Consider the following 23736-nt stretch of genomic DNA (forward strand, 5'->3'; position numbering starts at 1 on the left):
GCTGTTTCGCATAAATTGCGAATGAGATCCTTTATTGCCCTCGTTGCAGTGCCAATTATATATTATACTGCCATTGACAATAGAATGCATGTCGGAACTACCAAGGAATTAATGATAAACTCTCATTTATCTTATAACAGGAACTTAAAGCTTTTGCAGATCGTTTTCATCCATTACTTTCCGAACCATGATGAAAATGTGCCCGAAAAGGATTGATTACTTATTACGTTGTTGCAAAATTGCATCCAAGTCCTTGAATACAAGATTAATGTCCTGTTGGCCATTAATTTTAGTCAGTACACCTTTTTCGCCATAAAAGTCGAGTAAAGGAGCTGTCTGATTCATATTTACTTCCAGACGATTCATGACAGTATCCGGATTGTCATCTGCACGCTGGTAAAGTTCGCCGCCATCTTTATCACACACATCTTCTACCTTTGGTGGGTTGAAGATCAAGTGATACGATGTGCCACACACTTTACAAATCCGACGACCAGATAATCTTGCGACTAATTCTTCCGTATCGACTTCGATATCCAATACGTACTCAATGCTTTTTCCTAGGTCCTTAAGTAAAGCATCTAGTGCTTCAGCTTGAGGTACTGTTCTAGGGAAACCATCTAGCAAGAATCCATTGTCACAATCCGTTTTGCTTAACCGCTCACGCACGATACCAATGGTAACTTCATCAGGAACTAATGCGCCTTGATCCATGAACGATTTTGCTTTAACTCCAAGTTCCGTGCCATCTTTGATGGCAGCACGGAACATATCGCCTGTAGAAATATGAGGGATTCCGTACTTCTCGACAATTTTGTCTGCTTGTGTACCTTTACCAGCACCAGGCAGACCCATTAATACGATATTCATACGTCCTTGCCCTCCATTTGTTTACAATAGGTCAGGCTATTGCTCTTTATTTCATAAAGCCTCTGTAATGTCTCTTCACTAATTGTGATTCTAATTGCTTCATTGATTCGAGGGCGACCCCTACTACGATGAGCAAGCTCGTTCCACCGATTTGAGCGGATTGAGGTAAATTCGCCAAGTTAATAAAGAAGATTGGCATAACCGCTACGACGGCCAAGAAAATTGAGCCGACGAACGTCAATCTATACAGAGTACTTGTTAAGTACTTTTGAGTGTTTGCTCCTGGGCGTATTCCCGGAATATATGCACCTTGCTTTTTCAGATTGTCTGCCATATTTTCTGGATTCACTTGAATGAATGCGTAGAAATATGTAAACGCAATAATAAGTGTTACATACAAAATCATACCGATCGGATTCGTATAATCGAAGATCCGAATAATAGTTTTAGTTACACTGTTTTCACCGAAAAACGGAGCAATTTGTTGTGGCGTAATGAAGAATGCCACCGCAAAGATTACCGGGATAACTCCTGCAGCATTCAATTTCAAAGGTAAGTGTGTTTGTTGACTTGCAACAGACTGATTACGTCCTGAGACACGCTTCGCATATTGAATCGGAATTTTCCGCAATGCTTCTTGGAAGTAAATAACCCCGACTACAATAGCTACGATCACGATCAATAATAAGACCATCGTTGCAATTCGAATAAATAGTGCATCTCCAGCGTCTTGAATTTGCGTTACATACAACTGGTTAACAGCATTTGGAATGCCGGCAACAATCCCTGCAAAGATAATGATGGAAATACCATTCCCAACACCTTTTGCAGTAATTTGTTCACCAAGCCATAGTAGGAAAGCTGTACCGGCAGTCAATACAATTGCAATTGTGATATAAGTGGATATGCTGTTGTCTTGAATCAGTGTACCGCCAAATGTTTGGTTAAAACCAAATGACATGGCAAGTGCTTGAATAAAGGCAAGAACAATCGTGAAATATCTTGTGAATTGTGCAAGTTTTCGTCTTCCGACGTCCCCTTGTTTTGACCACTCAGTAAACTTCGGAACAACATCCATCTGCAAGAGTTGTACAATGATGGACGCCGTGATATACGGCATAATCCCCATTGCAAAGATCGAGAAGTTGGATAATGCTCCTCCACCGAATGTGTTCAAGAATCCGATAAACTGGTTATCTGATTGTTGTAAAGCAGTTGCATCAACGTTTGGAACCGGAACAAATGTCCCTAGTCTAAAAACGATGAGCACTAGGAGGGTGAAAATTATTTTAGACCGGATCTCCTTCACACGCATGAAATTAGAGATTGTCTGAAACATTATACCACCTCTGTTTGCCCGCCTGCTTTTTCAATTGCTTCTTTTGCAGAAGCGGAGAATTTGTTAGCACGTACTGTAATCTTCTTATCAAGTGTTCCGTTACCCAGAATCTTGATACCAGATTTAGCGTTGCTTACAACACCAGTTTCAATTAGCAATTCCGGCGTTACTTCCGTGCCTTCTTCGAAACGATTTAATGTATCGAGGTTAACGATGGCATAATCTTTACGATTGATGTTCGTGAACCCGCGCTTAGGAAGTCGTTGGAAAAGAGGAATTTGTCCACCTTCGAAACCAAGACGTACACCGCCGCCTGAACGAGCGTTTTGACCGTCATGACCTCTACCAGAAGTCTTACCTGTTCCAGATCCAATCCCACGACCAACACGTTTGCGGTTTTTACGAGATCCTTCAGCTGGTTTTAGCTCATGTAATTTCATCTTATCGGCACCTCCTTATTGTAAAATAGTACTTAAATTTCTTTAACGGTTACCAAGTGGCTAACTTTTGTAAGCATACCACGGATGGCATCGTTGTTTTGATGCTCAACTGTTTGATTTAACTTTCGAAGGCCTAGTGCTTCAATTGTTTTACGCTGTGTTGGCTTTGAACCAATAACACTTTTCGTAAGGGTGACTTCAAGTTTGTTCGTCATTGTATTTCCCCCCTTAACCTAACAGTTCTTCTACGGATTTACCACGCAATTTGGCAATGTCTTCTGCGCGTTTCAAATTCTGCAACCCTTCGATTGTTGCACGTACCATGTTGATCGGTGTGCTTGAACCAAGAGATTTAGAAAGAATATCCGTGATGCCTGCAAGTTCAAGTACCGCACGGACAGGTCCACCTGCGATAACACCAGTACCCGGAGCAGCTGGTTTGATGAGGATTTGTCCTGCACCAAAGCGTCCGATTACTTCATGTGGAGTTGTACCTTTGACCATTGGCACTACAATCAAGTTTTTCTTCGCATCTTCAATTGCTTTACGGATTGCATCTGGAACTTCTTGTGCTTTACCAGTACCAAAACCGACACGACCGTTTTTATCACCAACTACGACAAGTGCAGTGAAGCGGAAACGACGTCCACCTTTTACAACTTTCGCAACGCGGTTGATCGTTACTACGCGTTCTTCAAACTCACTTTTGTTCTGATCATTACGACGCATGAAATATGTCCCTCCCTCTTAATTAAAATTCCAGACCATTTTCGCGTGCAGCGTCAGCTAATGCTTTTACACGGCCGTGGAAAAGATATCCGCCGCGGTCAAAAACAACCGCCTTAACGTCTTTTTCAACAGCTTTCTTTGCAATAAGCTCGCCAACTTTAGCTGCAGATTCAGTGTTGCCAGTAGAACCAGCCTCAACATCGTTATCTCTTGTAGAAGCGCTAACGATTGTTACACCATTCAAGTCATCAATCAATTGTGCATAGATGTGCTTGTTTGAACGGTAAACGTTTAGACGTGGACGCTCTGCAGTTCCGCTGATTTTCGTACGCACACGTGCGTGACGCTTTTTACGGACAGCGTTTTTATCTTGTTTCGTGATCATCGGAGTCACTCCTTCCAAATACCTCAGGCGGTATTATTTACCTGTTTTACCTTCTTTACGACGAACAATTTCGCCTTCATAACGGATACCTTTACCTTTATACGGCTCTGGTGGACGTACTTGACGGATGTTAGAAGCAAGAGCACCTACGTGTTCTTTGTTGTATCCGCGAACAATTATTTTCGTGTTCGCTGGAACTTCAACTTCTACACCTTCTTCTGGCGTGAATTCAACTGGGTGTGAGTAACCTACGTTCAATACAAGTTTTTTCCCTTGCATAGAAGCACGATATCCAACCCCAACCAATTCAAGTGTGCGTTCAAATCCTGTAGATACTCCCACTACCATGTTATTAAGTACAGAGCGTGTAGTACCGTGAATTGAACGGTGGGCTTTTGATTCAGAAGGACGAGTAAATGTAATTACGTTGCCTTCGTGATTGATCGTGATTTCTTTATCTAATTGTCTCGAAAGTTCACCTTTCGGACCTTTAACAGTAGCGAAGTTTTCCTCTGAAATTGTTACAGTAACGTTTTCAGGGACTTCGATCTGACGATTACCAATACGGGACATTCTATTGCACCTCCATTCAATTGTAGCTAATTACCAAACGTAAGCGACGACTTCTCCGCCGACTTGTTTAGCGCGGGCTTCTTTGTCTGTTAATACACCGTTTGATGTAGAAACAAGTGCAACACCTAAGCCGTTAAGTACTTTAGGAACTTCATTTGATTTAGCATATACACGAAGTCCTGGTTTAGAAATACGTTTCAAGCCATTGATAACGCGTTCGTTATCCTGACCGTATTTTAGGAAAATGCGGATGATGCCTTGTTTGTTATCTTCCACGTATTCCACATCACGGACGAAACCTTCTCGTTTTAAGATCTCAGCGATTTCTTTCTTTACGTTTGAAGCAGGTACCTCAAGCTTCTCGTGGCGAACCATGTTCGCATTACGGATGCGTGTAAGCATATCTGCAATCGGATCACTCATTGTCATTTGAATTAACCTCCTTCCCTAATTAGGGGTTTACCAGCTGGCTTTTTTGACGCCAGGAAGTTGTCCCTTGTATGCAAGTTCGCGGAAACAAATACGGCAAAGTTTAAATTTGCGATATACTGAATGTGGACGGCCACAACGTTCGCAGCGTGTATATTCTTGTACTTTATACTTTGGCGTACGTTTCTGTTTAGCGATCATAGATTTCTTAGCCACGTTTTCGCCTCCCTATTATTTTACTTTTGGAATGGCATGCCACACTGTGCAAGCAACTCACGTGCTTCTTCATCAGTGTTAGCTGTCGTCACGATGACGATATCCATCCCTCGTACTTTTGATACTTTATCGAAGTCAATTTCAGGGAAAATAAGTTGCTCTTTCACACCAAGAGTATAGTTACCGCGACCGTCGAACGCTTTTTTAGAAACGCCACGGAAGTCACGTACACGTGGTAATGAGATTGTAACTAATTTATCGAGGAACTCATACATGCGCTCACCGCGAAGCGTTACTTTAGCTCCGATCGGCATTCCTTCACGTAAACGGAATCCTGCGATAGATTTTTTCGCTTTAGTAATGACTGGTTTTTGACCTGAAATAGTTGCAAGATCCTCAACAGCTGCATCAAGTGCTTTTGTATTTTGGACAGCATCACCAACACCCATGTTGATAACGATTTTGTCTACTTTAGGAACTTGCATAACAGATGTATATTCAAACTTGCTCATTAGAGCAGGTGTGATTTCTTTAGAAAACTTCTCTTTCAAACGACTCATCAGTCGGACCTCCTTTCATGCAATACTTACTTATCCAATGATTCACCGGATTTTTTTGCAATACGTACTTTTTTACCGTCTTCCATTTTGTAACCTACACGAGTCGGCTCGCCTGTTTTAGGATCGATTACCATCACGTTGGAGACGTGTATTGTAGACTCTTGGCTTACAATTCCGCCTTGTGGGTTTTCTTGGTTCGGCTTTGTGTGTTTTTTGACGATATTAATACCTTCAACTAGCACACGGTCTTTTTTCGGATAAGCAGTTAGGATCACACCTGTTTTACCTTTATCTTTCCCAGAGATCACCATTACTTTGTCGCCTTTTTTAACGTGCATTTATCGCACCTCCTTGACTGGCTCTGTCATTAGAATTAAAGAACTTCTGGAGCAAGTGAAATGATTTTCATGAAGTTATTGTCGCGTAGTTCGCGAGCAACTGGTCCGAAAATACGTGTTCCACGTGGCCCTTTATCATCACGGATAATAACGCAAGCATTCTCATCAAATGTAATGTATGAACCGTCTTTACGACGAACTCCACTTTTCGTACGAACGATGACCGCTTTAACAACGTCACCCTTCTTAACAACGCCACCTGGTGTTGCCTTCTTAACCGTAACAACAACTACGTCACCGATGTTAGCTACTTTACGACCTGATCCGCCTAGTACTTTAATTGTAAGTACTTCGCGCGCGCCAGAGTTGTCAGCAACTTTCATTCTACTTTCCTGTTGAATCATCGAGGTTACCTCCTTCCGAAATCTGAGTTAAAAACCTATTAGATGATGATCGCTTTTTCAACGACTTCTAGAAGACGGAAACGCTTAGTTGCTGATAATGGACGTGTTTCCATAATACGAACAACATCGCCGATTTTCGCTTCGTTTAGCTCATCATGAACTTTAAGTTTCTTAGAATACTTTACACGCTTACCGTATAAAGAATGTTTTTTGTGTGTTTCTACCATTACCGTAACGGTTTTATCCATTTTATCGGAAACCACACGGCCTGTGTATACTTTGCGCTGATTACGCTCAGTCATGGCTGCAACCTCCTTCATCAGTTATTTGCACTGATTTCTCTTTGTCGTATTACAGTTTTCATGCGCGCAATCGATTTGCGTACTTCACGGATGCGTGCAGTGTTTTCTAATTGACCTGTCGCTAACTGGAAGCGAAGGTTGAAAAGCTCTTCTTTAAGTGATTTCACTTTTTGCTCGATCTCTGCAGTTGTTAAGTCACGAATTTCATTAGCTTTCATTAGACTCACCACCAATTTCTTGTCGTTTTACAAACTTGCTTGTTACAGGAAGTTTGTGCGATGCAAGTCTAAGTGCCTCACGAGCAACCTCTTCTGAAACACCTGCAATTTCGAACATTACTCTACCAGGTTTCACAACTGCAACCCAGCCTTCTACAGCACCTTTACCGGAACCCATCCGGACTTCAAGAGGCTTTTTAGTATATGGTTTGTGCGGGAAAATATTGATCCATACTTTACCGCCACGTTTCATGTAACGAGTCATAGCAATACGAGCAGATTCAATCTGACGGTTAGTGATCCAACTTGCTTCTAGAGCTTGAAGACCATACTCACCAAACTGAACTGTAGCGCCACCTTTTGTTTCACCACGCATTTTCCCACGGAATACACGACGATGTTTTACACGTTTAGGCATTAACATATTATTTGCCTCCTTCCCCAGAGTTCTTCTTAACTTTTACTGGAAGGACTTCACCACGATAAATCCATACCTTTACGCCAAGCTTACCATAAGTAGTATCAGCTTCAGCATGTGCATAATCTATATCTGCACGTAATGTATGAAGAGGGACAGTTCCTTCACTGTAGTGTTCCGCACGAGCGATATCCGCTCCGCCGAGACGTCCAGATACTTGTGTTTTAATTCCTTTTGCACCAGAACGAATCGTACGTTGAATCGCTTGTTTCTGAGCACGACGGAATGATACACGACTTTCCAATTGACGAGCGATTGATTCTGCAACTAATCTTGCATCCAAATCAGCACGTTTGATTTCTACGATGTTGATGTGTACACGCTTGCCTGTAATTTCGTTAAGTTGCTTACGAAGTGTTTCTACTTCGGAACCACCTTTACCGATAACCATACCTGGCTTTGCAGTGTGGATTGTAATATTAACACGCTTAGCAGCACGCTCAATTTCAACTTTTGAAACTGATGCTTCTACAAGACGTTTTTCGATGTATTCACGGATCTTTAAGTCTTCATGTAGTAAGGACGCATAATCTTTTTCCGCGTACCATTTTGAGTCCCAGTCACGGATGACGCCTACACGTAGTCCATTAGGATGTACTTTTTGGCCCACTAATTACCCCTCCTTCTTTTCAGATACCACTAATGTGATGTGGCTTGTACGTTTGTTGATCGCACTTGCACGACCTTGTGCACGTGGACGGAAACGTTTCATTGTTGGTCCTTCATCTACGAATACTTCACTGACGATTAAGTTCTCAGTATCCATTTCGTAGTTATGTTCAGCGTTTGCAATTGCTGATTTCAATAATTTTTCCACGACTGGAGATGCCGCTTTAGGCGTAAGTCGTAGAATAGCCATAGCTTCACCTATATTCTTGCCGCGGATAAGATCAACGACCAAACGAACTTTGCGAGAAGCAATACGGACTGTGCGTACAGATGCTTTAGCTTGTTGCATCAGGATAACCTCCTCTCAAATTAGCGTTTTGTTTTCTTATCGTCGGCACCATGGCCTCGGTATGTGCGTGTAGGTACGAATTCACCTAGTTTGTGACCTACCATATCTTCTGTTACATAAACAGGAACATGTTTACGTCCATCATATACTGCAATCGTCAATCCGATGAAAGTCGGGAAGATTGTTGAACGGCGTGACCATGTTTTAATAACTTGTTTCTTTTCTGCGTCTTTTTGTGCGTCAACCTTTTTTAGTAAATGGTCATCTGCAAAAGGTCCTTTTTTCAAGCTGCGGCCCATTCTGGAACCTCCTTCCGAGTATGTACTACGGTCCATCTACTGAACCGCAGTGCAATAACATTATTTTTTACGACGGCGAACGATAAGTTTATCTGATTTATTGTTCTTCGTACGTGTCTTGAATCCAAGAGTTGGTTTACCCCATGGAGTAACAGGACTCGGACGACCGATTGGTGTACGGCCTTCACCACCACCGTGTGGGTGATCGTTAGGGTTCATTACAGATCCACGAACAGTTGGACGTTTGCCTAACCAACGTGAACGACCTGCTTTACCAATATTGATCAATTCGTGTTGCTCGTTACCAACTTGACCGATTGTAGCACGGCAAGTAGCAAGGATCATACGAACTTCTCCTGATTGCAGACGAATGATGACGTATTTGCCTTCGCGTCCTAGTAGTTGAGCTGAAGTTCCTGCAGAACGAACTAATTGTCCGCCTTTACCTGGCTTCATTTCAATGTTGTGAATTGTGGAACCCATAGGGATGTTCTCTAGTGGTAGAGCATTTCCTACGCGGATATCCGCTTCAGGTCCTGAAATGATTGTGGAACCTACTGTCAATCCTTTAGGAGCAAGGATATATCTCTTTTCACCATCTGCATAATTGATTAATGCGATGTTTGCTGAACGGTTTGGATCGTATTCGATCGTAGCAACGCGTCCTGGAATGCCATCTTTCCGACGTTGGAAATCGATGACACGGTATTGGCGCTTATGTCCTCCACCTTGGTGACGAACTGTCATTCTACCTTGGTTGTTACGTCCGCCTTTACGCTTGACTGGTTCAAGCAATGATTTTTCTGGTTTGCTAGCAGTAATCTCAGCAAAGTCAGAAGAAGTCATGTTACGACGTCCGTTGGAGGTAGCTTTGTACTTCTTAATCGCCATTTTGTGTTCCCTCCTTCATTTATTATGAGTTAATTACATTTCAAAAAGTTCGATATCTTTGGAATCAGTAGTCAGTGTAACAATTGCCTTACGACGCTTGTTTGTATAACCAGCATGTTTCCCCATACGCTTGAACTTACCTTTGTAGTTCATAACGTTAACTTTTTCAACTTTAACACCGAAGATTTCTTCAATAGCTTGTTTCACGTGAGTTTTGCTCGCGCGTGTATCAACTTCGAATGTATATTTTCTTAAGTCTTCCATTTGTTCAGAAGAACGCTCGGTAATGACCGGACGTTTCAGAATATCACGTGCTTCCATTAACCAAGCACCTCCTCGACTTTTTCTATTGCTGCTTTTGTCATTACAAGCTGGTCATGTCCGACTAGGTCTAGAACATTGATACCGTTCGCTGAAACGACGCTGATCCCTGGAATGTTGCGAGCAGACAATGCTACTGATTCTTCTAGGTCAGCTGTAACAAATAATGCTTTCTTCGTGATTGAAAGATCTTCAAGCACTTTTACAAAGCCTTTTGTTTTTGGTGCGTCAAATGCTAAGTTATCTAGAACGATTAGCTCTTCAGCCGCTACTTTAGTAGATAGAGCAGATAGAAGTGCTAAACGACGAACTTTCTTAGGCATTTTATAGCTGTAACTACGTGGTGAAGGACCGAATACGATACCGCCTCCACGCCATTGTGGTGATCTGATAGAACCCTGACGAGCACGACCTGTGCCTTTTTGACGCCATGGTTTACGACCGCCGCCTGCTACTTCCGCGCGAGTTTTAACCTTGTGGTTACCTTGGCGTAAAGAAGCTTGTTGTTGAACAATTGCTTCGAATAATACTGCTTCATTCGGCTCGATTCCAAAAATCGCATCGTTTAATTCGATGTCGCCGACAGCAGAACCTGTTTGACTTACTACAGATACTTTAGGCATTCCTGTTTCCTCCTTTCTTTTTTACTCAGTTTCCTTTGATAGCACTTTTCACTTGTACAAGTGATTTACGAGCTCCAGGAACGTTACCTTTTACTAATAACAAGTTGCGCTCAGCGTCAACTCGAACGATTTCAACGTTTTGGATCGTTACTGTTTTGCCACCAGTACGTCCAGGTAGTTTTTTTCCTTTGAATACGCGTTGTGCATCAACTGCTCCAAGTGAACCTGGCGCGCGATGGAAACGTGATCCGTGAGTCATTGGTCCACGTGAGTAACCGTGGCGCTTAATAACACCTTGGAATCCTTTACCTTTTGAAACTCCTGTAATGTCAACTACATCGCCTTCTGCGAATGTATCGACTTTGACTTCCTGACCAACTTCGTATGCACTAACGTCAGCTCCGCGAACTTCGCGAATGAAGCGCTTAGGTGCAGTGTTAGCTTTTGCTACATGGCCTTGTTCAGGCTTGTTTGAAAGCTTTTCACGTTTGTCATCAAATCCTAGTTGAATTGACTCGTAGCCGTCTGTTTCTATTGTCTTCTTTTGAAGCACAACGTTTGGAGCAGCTTCAATCACTGTTACTGGGATTAGATCGCCGTTTTCAGCAAATACTTGCGTCATTCCGACTTTTCTCCCTAAGATTCCTTTGGTCATTAGTCACACCTCCTGTAATATTGTTTGTTTTTATATTTTATAGTTTAATTTCGATGTCGACGCCTGATGGTAAATCAAGCTTCATAAGTGCATCCACCGTTTGTGGCGTTGGATTCACGATATCGATTAAACGTTTGTGCGTACGCATTTCAAATTGCTCACGTGAATCTTTATATACGTGAACAGCACGCAATACCGTGTAAACTGATCTTTCAGTTGGCAACGGAATTGGACCTGAAACACTAGCTCCAGAACGTTTAGCCGTCTCAACAATCTTTTCAGCTGACTGATCGATCATTCTGTGATCGTAAGCTTTCAATCTAATACGAATCTTTTGTTTTGCCATTATTTTCCCTCCCTTTCGCCTATTTTCTAGACAATTCTCCACGAAAATTTTCCTTACACGCGCCATGGCAAAGCGGCCGGGTGTATCGGTAACCTCTCGCTTCATCGCAGTCAAAGACCAACATTCAACATTATACATAATATAAAAGGATTGCGCAACCCTTTTGAAGAAATTAATTTAACTTTTAATCCGTTTACTATACTATCAGCTTTCCTCATGATTTGCACGTGATTTGAAGTGCGCTGCTAGACTTTACTTCCGCATTATCCTAAGGGCGTTTCAAAACACTACTTTTGATATATGCCGCTAACCTTTCATGTAGACGAAAACAAAAAAATCCCGCCTTAATGGCGGGATCCAAACAAATTATTTTGTAATTGTTGCTACAACGCCAGCTCCAACTGTACGTCCACCTTCACGGATTGAGAATTTAGTACCTTCTTCAATCGCGATAGGAGAAATAAGTTCAACTGTCATTTCAACGTTATCTCCAGGCATAACCATTTCTACGCCTTCAGGAAGTTGAATGATACCAGTTACGTCAGTTGTACGGAAGTAGAACTGAGGACGGTAGTTTGAGAAGAATGGAGTGTGACGTCCACCCTCTTCTTTAGATAGAACATAAACTTCAGATTTGAACTGAGTGTGTGGAGTGATTGTGCCTGGCTTAGCAAGAACTTGTCCACGTTCGATATCTTCACGTGAGACACCACGAAGAAGAGCACCGATGTTGTCGCCTGCTTCTGCATAGTCAAGAAGTTTACGGAACATCTCTACACCAGTTACAGTAGTAGCTTTTGGTTCTTCAGCAAGACCGATGATGTCAACAACATCTCCGACTTTAACTACTCCACGCTCAACACGGCCAGTTGCTACCGTTCCGCGACCTGTAATTGAGAATACGTCCTCAACAGGCATCATGAATGGCTTGTCAGTGTCACGAGTTGGTGTTGGAATATAGTCATCTACTGCTTGCATAAGTTCAAGAATTTTTTCTTCCCACTCTGGCTCTCCTTCAAGAGCTTTAAGAGCTGATCCTTTGATTACAGGAATATCATCGCCAGGGAAGTCGTAATCAGAAAGAAGTTCACGGATTTCCATTTCTACTAATTCAAGTAGTTCCTCGTCATCTACCATGTCACATTTGTTCATGAAGACAACTAGGTAAGGAACACCTACTTGACGCGAAAGAAGAATGTGCTCACGAGTTTGTGGCATTGGGCCATCAGCAGCAGAAACTACTAGGATTCCGCCGTCCATTTGTGCAGCACCAGTGATCATGTTTTTAACGTAGTCAGCGTGACCTGGGCAGTCAACGTGTGCATAGTGACGCTTGTCAGTTTCGTACTCAACGTGTGAAGTACTGATTGTAATTCCACGCTCTTTTTCTTCAGGTGCGTTATCAACGTCAGCGTATGACTTTGCTTCTCCACCTTGTGCTTTAGAAAGAACTGTTGCGATTGCAGCAGTCAAAGTTGTTTTACCATGGTCAACGTGACCAATTGTTCCTACGTTTGCGTGCTCCTTGGAGCGGTCAAATTTTTCTTTACCCATTTTAGAGATCCTCCCTTTATTTAAAAAAATAGTTTTTTAATATGGAAGCCGAAAGTATTCCTTCGACTATCCACATCTTACAAGTATTGCTTAAAAGAAACAAGGATGAACTGTATTATTCACCTTTGTTTTTCTTGATTACTTCTTCAGCGATAGACTTTGGAAGTTCTTCATAGTGATCGAACACCATTGAGAATACTCCGCGTCCTTGCGTGTTTGAACGTAGAGAAGTTGCATAACCGAACATTTCAGCAAGTGGAACCATTGCACGAACTACTTGTGCGTTACCACGAGCTTCCATACCTTCTACACGGCCACGGCGTGATGTAATATCACCCATAATGTCGCCCATGTATTCTTCCGGAATAATAACTTCTACCTTCATTGTTGGTTCAAGAATTACAGGATTACATTTTGATGCAGCATTTTTCAAAGCCATTGATGCAGCAATCTTAAATGCCATCTCGTTGGAGTCAACGTCATGGTAAGATCCGTCATATAGGCGTGCTTTGACATCAATTAAAGGATATCCAGCTAAAATACCGTTATCCAATGAATCACGAATTCCTGCTTCAACTGCTGGGATGTATTCACGAGGAACAGAACCACCAACAATATTATTAACGAACTCGAATCCTTTTCCTTCTTCGTTTGGACCGAATTCAATCCATACGTGACCGAACTGTCCACGTCCACCTGATTGACGAACGAATTTACCTTCGACTTCAGCTGACTGACGGAATGTTTCGCGGTAAGAAACTTGTGGCGCGCCCACGTTTGCTTCCACTTTAAATTCACGACGTAAACGGTCGACGATAATATCCAAGTGAAGTTCACCCATACCCGCGATGATTACTTCTCCTGTTTCTTGATCTGTGTGTGCACGGAATGTTGGATCTTCTTCTTGCAACTTAGCAAGAGCTTGGCCCATTTTATCCTGGTCCGCTTTTGTTTTCGGTTCAATCGCTACAGAGATAACTGGCTCTGGGAATACCATTGATTCAAGAATGATCAATGCTTTCTCATCACATAGTGTGTCTCCAGTAGTTGTGTCTTTCAAACCGACAGCAGCAGCAATTTCACCCGCGTGCACTTCAGAAATCTCTTCACGGCTGTTTGCGTGCATTTGTAGAATACGTCCTACGCGCTCGCGCTTGCCTTTTGTAGAGTTTGCTACGTAAGAACCAGCTTGAAGAATACCAGAGTAAATACGGAAGAATGTAAGTTTACCTACATAAGGATCCGTCATAACTTTAAATGCCAATGCTGAGAATGGTGCTTCATCAGATGATTCACGCACTTCTTCTTCTTCAGTCTCAGGGTTGAAGCCCATCATTGGAGGTACATCAAGTGGTGATGGTAGGTAGTCTACTACCGCATCTAGTACTAGTTGTACACCTTTGTTTTTGAAAGCAGTTCCACAAACTACAGGATAGAATTCAACTGCCAACGTAGCTTTACGAATAGCTGTCGTAATTTCTTCTATAGTAAGTTCTTCACCGCCAAGATACTTTTCCATAAGATCTTCATCGAAATCTACAACAGCTTCAATTAGGCTCTCACGGTATTTTTTAGCTAGTTCAAGATGTTCAGCAGGAATTTCTTCCACTGTCGTATCTGTTCCTAGATCATTGGGATACATAGTTGCCTTCATTTCGATTAAGTCGATAATTCCTGAGAAGTTATCTTCCGCACCAATTGGCAATTGAATAGGGTGTGCATTCGCTTGCAGGCGGTCACGTAGTGTTCCTACTGAATATAGGAAGTCAGCACCCGTCTTATCCATTTTGTTTACGAATACGAGACGTGGTACTTTGTAGTTTGTCGCTTGACGCCAAACTGTCTCTGTTTGTGGTTCAACACCTGATTGTGCATCAAGTACCGCTACAGCACCATCCAATACGCGAAGTGAACGTTCAACTTCAACTGTGAAGTCTACGTGCCCTGGTGTATCGATGATGTTTACGCGGTGACCTTTCCATGCTGCAGTTGTTGCAGCTGAAGTAATCGTGATTCCACGTTCTTGCTCTTGCTCCATCCAGTCCATTTGTGATGCACCTTCGTGCGTTTCACCAATCTTGTGGATTTTACCTGTGTAAAAAAGGATCCGCTCAGTTGTCGTTGTCTTACCAGCGTCAATGTGAGCCATGATACCAATGTTACGAGTATTCTCTAGTGAGAACTCTCTAGCCATTTTGTAATCTCCTTCCGTTTCGGATTACTGCTGTTGTTTATCCGACCTTACCAGCGATAGTGAGCAAATGCTCTGTTGGCTTCAGCCATTTTATGCATTTCTTCACGGCGTTTAACAGAAGCACCTGTGTTGTTTGATGCATCAAGAATTTCATTCGCTAGACGTTCTTCCATTGTTTTTTCTCCACGTGTACGTGAATAGTTCACAAGGTAACGAAGACCTAGAGTCGAACGACGTTCAGGGCGTACTTCAACCGGCACTTGATAGTTAGCTCCACCTACGCGGCGAGCACGCACTTCAAGAACTGGCATTACATTATTTAAAGCTGCTTCGAATACTTCGATTGGCTCTTGTCCAGAACGTTCTTTAATAATTTCGAACGCTCCATAAAGAATCTTTTGAGAAGTACCTTTTTTACCGTCTACCATCATTTTGTTGATAAGGCGGCTTACAAGCTTGGAATTATAAATCGGATCAGGTAGTACATCACGTTTTGTTACTGGACCTTTACGAGGCATAATTAGTTCCTCCTTTCAATATTGTTAGTTTTGTATTACTTCTTAACTTTGGGCTTTTTAGCTCCATACATTGAACGGCTTTGCATACGGCCAGTAACACCAGCTGTATCAAGTGCCCCACGTACGATATGGTAACGAACACCCGGTAAGTCTTTTACGCGTCCTCCGCGGATTAGTACCACACTGTGTTCTTGCAAGTTGTGGCCTTCACCTGGAATATATGCGTTTACTTCCAATGTATTAGTTAAACGAACACGAGCATACTTACGTAGCGCCGAGTTCGGCTTCTTAGGAGTCATAGTACCAACACGTGTACAAACACCTCTTTTTTGTGGTGAGTTCACGTTTGTCATAGACTTTTTAAAGCTGTTATAGCTTTTTCCTAGAGCCGGAGACTTAGAATTTTCCGTTTTCGATTTACGAGGTTTACGGACTAATTGATTAATTGTAGGCATCAGGTTGTTCCTCCTTCCAAGTTTTTTATAATACCACACACCCAGGTGGTTCATTTTTAAGTAAAAACAAAGTTTTTGTGCGTGCACACACAAAAACGGGTGACAGTAACTCCAGAGATCTCTGCTTACTGTTATTTTATAATGATGATTGCTTATCGCCTTGTACTTATTCGAAAGAGTTTTTTCTTCCTGAAAAGTTAACGGTCAACAACTATCAACCTTTTGTATATTATCATCTCTACAATAACTTGTCAACGAATTTAAGAAAATAAACGGGAGCGATGTCCCGTTTATTTTTATTCAGCTGGAATAGTCTCTTCTACTTGATCGTGTTGCATTTTTATTTGGCGGTATCTCTGCATTCCAGTACCTGCAGGGACCAATTTCCCGATAATAACGTTTTCTTTCAGACCTAGCAACTCATCTGTTTTACCTTTAATAGCTGCATCTGTAAGTACTCTTGTCGTTTCCTGGAATGATGCGGCCGACAAGAATGATTCTGTTTCAAGTGAAGCTTTCGTAATTCCGAGAATTACCGGACGTGAGGTAGCTGGGACTTTACCTGCTAACAACACCTTTTCGTTCGCTTCAGAGAATTGGTGAATGTCCAATAATGAACCCGGAAGAAGATCAGTATCTCCCGCTTCAATTACTCGAACTTTTCGAAGCATTTGACGTACCATTACTTCAACGTGCTTATCACCGATCTCTACCCCTTGCATACGGTAGACTTTTTGAACTTCTTTCAAGAGATACTCTTGCACAGTTGAAACGTCTTTTACAACGATCAATTGTTTAGGGTCAATAGAACCTTCAGTAATAGTTTGCCCACGCTCAACCACATCGCCTACTTCTACCTTCAAGCGCGCATTGTACAACGTAGGATATTTACGTGTTTCCACTTCACCTTCAATAGTAATTTCTTTCAAGCCTTCACGGATTTCATCAATTTCAATAACAGTACCTGCAATTTCAGAAATAACCGCTACACCTTTCGGATTACGAGATTCGAAAATTTCCTGAATACGTGGAAGACCTTGCGTAATATCATCTCCGGCAACTCCACCTGTGTGGAATGTACGCATCGTTAACTGTGTTCCTGGCTCTCCGATAGATTGCGCTGCAATGATTCCCACAGCTTCCCCTACTTCTACCGTTTCTCCAGTGGCTAAGTTGATACCGTAACATTTTTTACATACGCCGTGCTTCGTATTACATGTAAATGCAGAACGAATCGTCACTTCTTCGATACCAGCTTGAATTACTATGTTCGCTATGTCCGCAGTAATCAACCCGTTTTTCGCAAGAATGACTTCACCCGTTTCCGGATGTTTGATAGTCTTCTTCGTGTGACGACCTTCAATACGCTCAAACAATGTTTCGATCATTTCATTTCCTTCGGTTAATGCAGTAATTGCAAGACCACGGTCTGTTCCGCAATCTTCTTCACGAACGATAACATCTTGCGCTACGTCTACGAGACGACGAGTCAAGTAACCTGAATCGGCAGTCTTCAGTGCTGTATCGGCAAGACCTTTACGTGCACCGTGTGTAGAGATAAAGTATTCGAGTACTGTCAGACCTTCACGGAAGGAAGATTTGATCGGAAGTTCGATAATCCGTCCAGCCGGGTTGGCCATTAGTCCACGCATACCAGCAAGTTGTGTAAAGTTTGATGCGTTACCACGGGCTCCGGAGTCACTCATCATGAAGATCGGGTTTTCAATATCCAATGAATCCATTAGCTTATTCTGAATGATATCCTTCGCATGGCTCCAATAAGAGATGACACGATCATAACGCTCTTCCTCGGTAATTAAACCACGTCGGAACTGCTGCGTGACTTTATCAACTTTTTCTTGTGCTTCATGAAGAATTTCTGCTTTATTCGGCAAGACCACGATATCGGAAATACCGATTGTAATTCCAGCACGAGTAGAATATTTAAATCCTAGGTTTTTCATTCTATCCAACATTCTAGAAGTTTCTGTAATGTGGAAGCGACGGAAGATTTCCGCGATAATTTCCCCAAGGATTGCTTTTTTGAACGGCGTGATTAGTTCTGCTTCTTGCAGGTGTTCCTTAACATTTACTGTTCCGTCGATGAAGTACTTGTCAGGTGTTTCTACCTGCAAGTTATGATTCGTCGGTTCGTTGATGTACGGAAACGTTTCCGGTAAAATCTCATTGAAAATGATTTTACCTACAGTCGTTAACAATAGCTGACTATTTTGTTTATCCGTAAACGTTGGGTTGTTAATACTGCCAGCCTGTACCGCGATGCGGGAATGTAAGTGAACATGTCCTGTTTGATATGCGATTAACGCTTCATTCGGATCACTAAACACAGAACCTTCTCCAGCAGCATTTTTTCGCTCGACTGTTAAGTAATAGTTTCCAAGAACCATATCCTGTGAAGGAGTTACAACTGGTTTTCCGTCTTTCGGGTTCAAAATGTTTTGAGCAGCTAGCATCAATAGACGTGCTTCAGCTTGAGCTTCAGCGGATAGTGGTACGTGAACAGCCATTTGGTCACCATCGAAGTCAGCGTTGTAAGCTGTACATACGAGCGGGTGTAACGTAATCGCACGCCCCTCGACCAGTATCGGTTCGAACGCCTGTATCCCCAGACGGTGAAGTGTCGGTGCTCGGTTAAGAAGCACTGGATGTTCTTTGATGACGTCTTCCAATACATCCCATACTTCGGAATGAAGACGTTCAATCTTACGTTTAGCACTTTTGATGTTATGCGCCAAGTTACGTTCCACTAATTCTTTCATAACGAACGGCTTAAATAGCTCGATCGCCATTTCCTTAGGCAGACCGCATTGGTACATTTTTAAGTTAGGACCTACTACGATAACCGAACGACCAGAATAGTCTACACGTTTACCAAGTAAGTTCTGGCGGAAACGCCCTTGCTTACCTTTTAGCATATGAGAAAGTGATTTCAATGGACGGTTTCCTGGACCTGTTACAGGTCTTCCACGACGACCATTATCTACAAGTGCATCTACCGCTTCTTGAAGCATACGCTTCTCGTTCTGGACGATAATGCCGGGTGCTCCTAAATCCAATAGACGCTTTAGACGGTTATTCCGGTTAATAACTCTACGATAAAGATCATTCAAGTCAGATGTTGCAAAACGCCCTCCGTCTAGCTGTACCATAGGACGCAATTCAGGGGGGATGACTGGAAGTACTTCGAGTACCATCCATTCCGGACGGTTTCCAGAGTTACGGAAGGATTCCACGACTTCTAGACGTCGGATTGCGCGTGTACGACGCTGACCTTGTACTGTTTTCAACTCTTCTTTCAACGAATCTGTTTCCTTATCCAAGTCGATTGCACGTAGTAGTTGCTCGATTGCTTCCGCTCCCATTGCAGCTTGGAATTTGGAACCATACTTTTCACGGTACAAGCGATACTCTTTCTCAGAAAGCAATTGCTTGCGTTCAAGTGGCGTATCTGCCGGTTCTACAACTACGTAAGATGCAAAGTAGATAATCTCTTCCAATGCGCGTGGTGTCATGTCCAAAATCAAGCCCATACGGCTCGGAATTCCTTTGAAGTACCAAATATGTGTGACAGGTGCCGCAAGCTCAATATGTCCCATTCGTTCGCGACGGACTTTTTGACGCGTTACCTCTACGCCACAACGATCACAAACAACGCCCTTATAACGGACTCGCTTATATTTACCACAGTGACATTCCCAATCTTTCGTCGGACCGAAGATTCTCTCACAGAATAATCCGTCTTTCTCAGGCTTTAATGTACGGTAATTGATCGTTTCAGGTTTTTTTACTTCTCCATACGACCAAGAACGAATCTTGTCAGGTGAAGCAAGGCCAATTTTCATATACTCAAAATTATTAACATCTATCAAGGAGCCAACCTCCCTTTAGTCTAATCGCCATAACGGCTTATCAGTCAACTTAACTTGTAGTAGTACATTCATGTAAGACATTCTTCTTACTGAATAAAATAGAAGAGGGTGCTCGAAGCCCTCTTCTATTCATTTTTGTTTGTTTTATTTACATTTCATATCAGCACTATCTGCTTTAGGCGATCGGTTGATCTTCTTTAATCAAGTTCAATGCGTCAGTTGGTTGCAAGTCTTCTTCGTCGTCTAAATCACGTAACTCAATTTCTTCGAAGTCTTCCGTCAACATCTTCACATCTAACCCTAAACTTTGAAGTTCTTTGATTAGTACTTTAAATGATTCCGGTACACCTGGTTGAGGTACGCTATCACCTTTAACAATCGCTTCGTATGTCTTCACACGTCCTACGACGTCATCGGATTTGACTGTTAAAATTTCTTGCAATGTATAAGCGGCACCATATGCTTCTAGCGCCCATACTTCCATTTCCCCGAAACGCTGTCCACCGAACTGGGCTTTACCGCCGAGTGGTTGCTGTGTAACGAGTGAGTATGGTCCAGTAGATCGTGCGTGCAACTTATCATCTACCATGTGGGCAAGTTTGATCAAGTACATAACGCCGACTGATACACGGTTATCAAATGGTTCACCTGAACGACCATCGTATAGCATGGTTTTACCGTCACGGTCCATTCCTGCTTCTTCCATTGTAGCCCAAACGTCTTCTTCGTTTGCACCGTCAAATACAGGAGATGCAGTGTGAATACCTAGACTACGCGCAGCCATACCAAGATGCATTTCAAGAACCTGTCCGATATTCATACGTGACGGAACACCTAGTGGATTTAACATAACATCGATCGGTGTACCATCTGGAAGGAACGGCATTTCCGACTCAGGTAAGATTCGGGAAATAACCCCCTTATTACCGTGACGTCCTGCCATCTTATCTCCAACAGAGATTTTACGCTTCTGTACGATATATACTCGTACTAACTGATTTACTCCTGGAGATAGCTCATCGCCATCTTCACGGTTGAAGACTTTGACATCCAGAACTATTCCGCCTGCTCCATGAGGGACACGTAATGAAGTATCGCGGACTTCACGTGCTTTTTCCCCAAAGATTGCATGTAGAAGACGTTCTTCCGCAGTCAATTCCGTAACACCCTTAGGCGTTACTTTACCGACCAAGATATCTCCATCTCGTACTTCTGCACCGATACGAATAATTCCTCTGTCATCCAAGTTGCGTAATGCATCTTCTCCGACGTTTGGAATATCACGCGTGATTTCTTCTGGCCCAAGCTTCGTATCACGTGCCTCCGATTCATATTCTTCAATATGAACAGACGTGAATACATCATCTTTCACCAGACGCTCACTCATGATAATCGCATCTTCGTAGTTGTAACCATCCCATGTCATGAACGCAGTTAGAACGTTACGTCCAAGCGCGAGTTCTCCCTGTTCCATTGATGGTCCGTCCGCAAGAATATCAAGCGGTTTGACACGGTCGCCAACTTTTACAATTGGACGTTGGTTATAGCAAGTTCCTTGGTTCGAACGAATGAATTTAGATAAACGGCAAACGACAAGGTCACCCTTGACTTCTTTACCGCCCACTTCTTCAATACGGCGAATACGAATCTCCTTAGCTTCTACGTGTTCTACAATACCGTGGTATTTAGAAACAACAGCTGCTCCTGAATCACGTGCAGAAATATGCTCCATACCTGTACCTACAAATGGCGCTTCCGGATTTAACAAAGGAACTGCTTGACGTTGCATGTTCGCACCCATCAACGCACGGTTAGAGTCATCATTTTCTAGGAAAGGAATACATGCAGTAGCCGCTGACACAACTTGCTTAGGCGAAACATCCATATAATCCATTTGTTCACGACGGAATACAGTGTTATCCCCTTGGAAACGTCCTACGACGCCTTCATTCGTAAATGATCCGTCTTCCTCAAGCAACGCGTTTGCTTGAGCCACTACATAGTTATCTTCAATATCCGCTGTTAAATAATCAATCTGTGAAGTAACGCGACCCGTTTCTGGATCTACTTTACGATAAGGAGTCTCAATGAAACCAAATTGATTCACTTTCGCGAATGTAGACAACGAGTTAATCAGTCCAATGTTCGGCCCCTCTGGCGTTTCAATCGGACACATACGACCATAATGAGAGTAGTGAACGTCACGAACTTCCATTCCTGCTCGCTCACGAGTCAAACCACCAGGTCCTAGTGCAGATAAACGACGTTTATGTGTCAATTCAGCCAATGGATTTGTTTGGTCCATAAACTGAGATAGCTGCGAGCTACCGAAAAACTCTTTAATTGATGCAATAACAGGACGAATATTGATCAATTGTTGAGGTACTATAGATTGCGTGTCATTGATAGACATTCTCTCTTTAACCACACGCTCCATACGGGAAAGACCGATACGGAATTGGTTTTGGAGTAATTCACCAACAGAACGCAAACGACGATTACCAAGATGGTCAATATCATCTGTGTTTCCTACACCATGCAAGAGGTTGAAGAAATAACTAATAGAAGCAACGATATCTGAAGGGGTAATATGTTTAATAGACTCGTCTACTTCAGCGTTAGAAATGACATTAATTACTTGTTTTTCTTCACTTTTCGGTGCGTAAATCTTTAGCGTCTGAATAACCATTGGCTCTTCCAATATAGACCCTACATGTTCGATCGACTCAGTATTGATACCTTGAGATAAAAATGGTAGTAATTTATCCAATGTACGTCGGTCGATCAGCTGATCCTTTTCCACTAAAATCTCACCTGTTTCAGGGTCGACAAGTGTTTCAGCAGCCGTTTGGTTGAACAGTCGATTTTGCAAGTGAAGCTTCTTATTCATTTTATAACGCCCAACATTCGCCAAATCATAGCGCTTTGGATCGAAGAAACGTGAATATAAAAGACTTCTTGCGCTGTCTAGTGTTGGTGGTTCACCTGGACGAAGTCGCTCATAGATTTCAAGCATCGCTTTTTCTGAAGTCTCGGTATTATCTTTTTCTAATGAATTCCGTAAATATTCATTATCGCCGATTAAGTCGATAATTTCTTGATCAGTAGAGAAGCCTAATGCACGCAATAAAACAGTAATTGGCAACTTACGAGTACGGTCGATACGGACATGTACTACATCTTTTGCATCTGTTTCATACTCAAGCCACGCTCCACGGTTCGGAATAACAGTAGCGCCAAATCCTCGCTTACCATTTTTGTCCGTCTTATCATTGTAGTAAACACTTGGCGAACGAACGAGCTGTGATACAATAACACGCTCAGCTCCGTTAATAATGAATGTTCCATTTTCCGTCATGAGCGGGAAATCTCCCATGAAAACGTCTTGTTCCTTCACATCGCCGGTTTCCTGGTTATGAAGACGTACTTTTACACGAAGTGGTGCGGCATATGTCACATCGCGCTCTTTTGATTCGTCTACTGGATATTTGGGATCACCCAGTTTGTAATCGATAAATTCCAAGGACAAGTTACCTGTGAAATCCTGGATAGGAGAAATATCCCGGAACATTTCACGTAACCCCTCTTCTAAGAACCACTCGTAAGATGCCGTTTGAATTTCAATCAAATTTGGCAAATCGAGTACTTCTTTGATTCGCGCGAAACTTCTACGCTGACGATGTTGACCATACTGAACTAAATGACCTGTCAACTCATTCACCCCTCATTAAGACAATATTAGTTTTTGCAA

The 23736-nt window shown here is 42.5% G+C and carries 29 protein-coding genes; all 29 read right to left on the bottom strand.

Annotated elements, in window-relative coordinates:
- Positions 1-216: 216 nt before the first annotated feature.
- The gene (locus CSV60_RS01285; protein WP_099630545.1) at positions 217-870 is read right to left on the bottom strand and encodes an adenylate kinase; all 654 of its coding nucleotides are present in this window, start codon (positions 868-870) and stop codon (positions 217-219) included.
- A 46-nt stretch (positions 871-916) separates the two neighbouring features.
- Complete coding sequence (gene secY / locus CSV60_RS01290; protein WP_099630544.1) at positions 917-2209, bottom strand: preprotein translocase subunit SecY; 1293 nt, start codon at positions 2207-2209, stop codon at positions 917-919.
- Positions 2209-2649, bottom strand: coding sequence for a 50S ribosomal protein L15 (rplO, locus tag CSV60_RS01295; RefSeq protein WP_029053260.1), 441 nt, complete (start codon positions 2647-2649; stop codon positions 2209-2211). Before rplO ends, secY begins: the two co-directional genes overlap by 1 nt.
- 32 nt (positions 2650-2681) lie before the next feature.
- A complete protein-coding gene (rpmD, locus tag CSV60_RS01300; RefSeq protein ID WP_099635777.1) occupies positions 2682-2864 on the bottom strand; it encodes a 50S ribosomal protein L30 in 183 nt (60 codons plus the stop codon).
- A gap of 13 nt (positions 2865-2877) precedes the next feature.
- Positions 2878-3378: a 30S ribosomal protein S5 gene (gene rpsE, locus CSV60_RS01305; RefSeq protein WP_083034251.1), complete on the bottom strand. Its 501-nt coding sequence runs from the start codon at positions 3376-3378 to the stop codon at positions 2878-2880.
- A gap of 22 nt (positions 3379-3400) precedes the next feature.
- The gene (rplR, locus tag CSV60_RS01310) at positions 3401-3763 is read right to left on the bottom strand and encodes a 50S ribosomal protein L18 (RefSeq protein WP_029053263.1); all 363 of its coding nucleotides are present in this window, start codon (positions 3761-3763) and stop codon (positions 3401-3403) included.
- Positions 3764-3796: 33 nt separating this feature from the next.
- Positions 3797-4336 (bottom strand): 50S ribosomal protein L6, encoded by a 540-nt coding sequence (gene rplF, locus CSV60_RS01315; RefSeq protein WP_099630542.1) that lies wholly within the window; start codon positions 4334-4336, stop codon positions 3797-3799.
- 30 nt (positions 4337-4366) lie between these two features.
- Positions 4367-4765, bottom strand: a complete 399-nt coding sequence (gene rpsH, locus CSV60_RS01320; RefSeq protein WP_029053265.1) for a 30S ribosomal protein S8 — start codon at positions 4763-4765, stop codon at positions 4367-4369.
- Between the two features lie 30 nt (positions 4766-4795).
- Positions 4796-4981, bottom strand: a complete 186-nt coding sequence (locus CSV60_RS01325) for a type Z 30S ribosomal protein S14 (protein ID WP_008298870.1) — start codon at positions 4979-4981, stop codon at positions 4796-4798.
- Positions 4982-5001: 20 nt separating this feature from the next.
- Positions 5002-5541 carry a 50S ribosomal protein L5 gene (rplE, locus tag CSV60_RS01330; RefSeq protein ID WP_085132008.1) on the bottom strand — a complete coding sequence of 180 codons (540 nt, stop codon included), beginning with the start codon at positions 5539-5541 and terminating at the stop codon, positions 5002-5004.
- Between the two features lie 26 nt (positions 5542-5567).
- On the bottom strand, positions 5568-5879 hold the full coding sequence (gene rplX, locus CSV60_RS01335) for a 50S ribosomal protein L24 (protein ID WP_029053267.1): 312 nt from the start codon (positions 5877-5879) through the stop codon (positions 5568-5570).
- 35 nt (positions 5880-5914) lie between these two features.
- Complete coding sequence (gene rplN / locus CSV60_RS01340; RefSeq protein WP_081243203.1) at positions 5915-6283, bottom strand: 50S ribosomal protein L14; 369 nt, start codon at positions 6281-6283, stop codon at positions 5915-5917.
- A 38-nt stretch (positions 6284-6321) separates the two neighbouring features.
- Entirely contained in the window at positions 6322-6585 is a 264-nt protein-coding gene (gene rpsQ, locus CSV60_RS01345; RefSeq protein WP_099630541.1) for a 30S ribosomal protein S17, read from the bottom strand.
- 17 nt (positions 6586-6602) lie between these two features.
- Positions 6603-6803 carry a 50S ribosomal protein L29 gene (gene rpmC / locus CSV60_RS01350; protein WP_025783856.1) on the bottom strand — a complete coding sequence of 67 codons (201 nt, stop codon included), beginning with the start codon at positions 6801-6803 and terminating at the stop codon, positions 6603-6605.
- Positions 6793-7227: a 50S ribosomal protein L16 gene (gene rplP, locus CSV60_RS01355; protein WP_029053270.1), complete on the bottom strand. Its 435-nt coding sequence runs from the start codon at positions 7225-7227 to the stop codon at positions 6793-6795. Before rplP ends, rpmC begins: the two co-directional genes overlap by 11 nt.
- Before the next feature lies 1 nt (position 7228).
- Complete coding sequence (gene rpsC, locus CSV60_RS01360) at positions 7229-7891, bottom strand: 30S ribosomal protein S3 (protein WP_085132010.1); 663 nt, start codon at positions 7889-7891, stop codon at positions 7229-7231.
- 3 nt (positions 7892-7894) lie between these two features.
- Positions 7895-8239 (bottom strand): 50S ribosomal protein L22, encoded by a 345-nt coding sequence (gene rplV / locus CSV60_RS01365; RefSeq protein ID WP_037561627.1) that lies wholly within the window; start codon positions 8237-8239, stop codon positions 7895-7897.
- 20 nt (positions 8240-8259) lie between these two features.
- Positions 8260-8538, bottom strand: coding sequence for a 30S ribosomal protein S19 (gene rpsS, locus CSV60_RS01370; protein WP_099630540.1), 279 nt, complete (start codon positions 8536-8538; stop codon positions 8260-8262).
- Positions 8539-8598: 60 nt separating this feature from the next.
- Complete coding sequence (rplB, locus tag CSV60_RS01375) at positions 8599-9429, bottom strand: 50S ribosomal protein L2 (protein WP_099630539.1); 831 nt, start codon at positions 9427-9429, stop codon at positions 8599-8601.
- A gap of 33 nt (positions 9430-9462) precedes the next feature.
- Entirely contained in the window at positions 9463-9750 is a 288-nt protein-coding gene (rplW, locus tag CSV60_RS01380) for a 50S ribosomal protein L23 (RefSeq protein WP_085132013.1), read from the bottom strand.
- The gene (gene rplD / locus CSV60_RS01385; protein WP_099635778.1) at positions 9750-10373 is read right to left on the bottom strand and encodes a 50S ribosomal protein L4; all 624 of its coding nucleotides are present in this window, start codon (positions 10371-10373) and stop codon (positions 9750-9752) included. Before rplD ends, rplW begins: the two co-directional genes overlap by 1 nt.
- A 25-nt stretch (positions 10374-10398) precedes the next feature.
- On the bottom strand, positions 10399-11028 hold the full coding sequence (gene rplC, locus CSV60_RS01390) for a 50S ribosomal protein L3 (RefSeq protein ID WP_099630537.1): 630 nt from the start codon (positions 11026-11028) through the stop codon (positions 10399-10401).
- Positions 11029-11065: 37 nt separating this feature from the next.
- Entirely contained in the window at positions 11066-11374 is a 309-nt protein-coding gene (gene rpsJ, locus CSV60_RS01395) for a 30S ribosomal protein S10 (RefSeq protein ID WP_085427465.1), read from the bottom strand.
- A gap of 366 nt (positions 11375-11740) precedes the next feature.
- A complete protein-coding gene (gene tuf / locus CSV60_RS01400) occupies positions 11741-12928 on the bottom strand; it encodes an elongation factor Tu (RefSeq protein ID WP_085132017.1) in 1188 nt (395 codons plus the stop codon).
- Positions 12929-13043: 115 nt separating this feature from the next.
- The gene (gene fusA, locus CSV60_RS01405) at positions 13044-15122 is read right to left on the bottom strand and encodes an elongation factor G (protein WP_099635779.1); all 2079 of its coding nucleotides are present in this window, start codon (positions 15120-15122) and stop codon (positions 13044-13046) included.
- A gap of 47 nt (positions 15123-15169) precedes the next feature.
- Positions 15170-15640 carry a 30S ribosomal protein S7 gene (gene rpsG / locus CSV60_RS01410; RefSeq protein WP_099630534.1) on the bottom strand — a complete coding sequence of 157 codons (471 nt, stop codon included), beginning with the start codon at positions 15638-15640 and terminating at the stop codon, positions 15170-15172.
- Positions 15641-15675: 35 nt separating this feature from the next.
- The gene (rpsL, locus tag CSV60_RS01415; protein ID WP_085132019.1) at positions 15676-16095 is read right to left on the bottom strand and encodes a 30S ribosomal protein S12; all 420 of its coding nucleotides are present in this window, start codon (positions 16093-16095) and stop codon (positions 15676-15678) included.
- 296 nt (positions 16096-16391) lie between these two features.
- Positions 16392-19985, bottom strand: coding sequence for a DNA-directed RNA polymerase subunit beta' (rpoC, locus tag CSV60_RS01420; protein WP_099630533.1), 3594 nt, complete (start codon positions 19983-19985; stop codon positions 16392-16394).
- Between the two features lie 175 nt (positions 19986-20160).
- Positions 20161-23706, bottom strand: coding sequence for a DNA-directed RNA polymerase subunit beta (gene rpoB, locus CSV60_RS01425; RefSeq protein WP_199171344.1), 3546 nt, complete (start codon positions 23704-23706; stop codon positions 20161-20163).
- Positions 23707-23736 lie beyond the last annotated feature (30 nt).

The organism is Sporosarcina sp. P7 (assembly GCF_002743425.1).
Taxonomy (GTDB): Bacteria; Bacillota; Bacilli; order Bacillales_A; family Planococcaceae; genus Sporosarcina.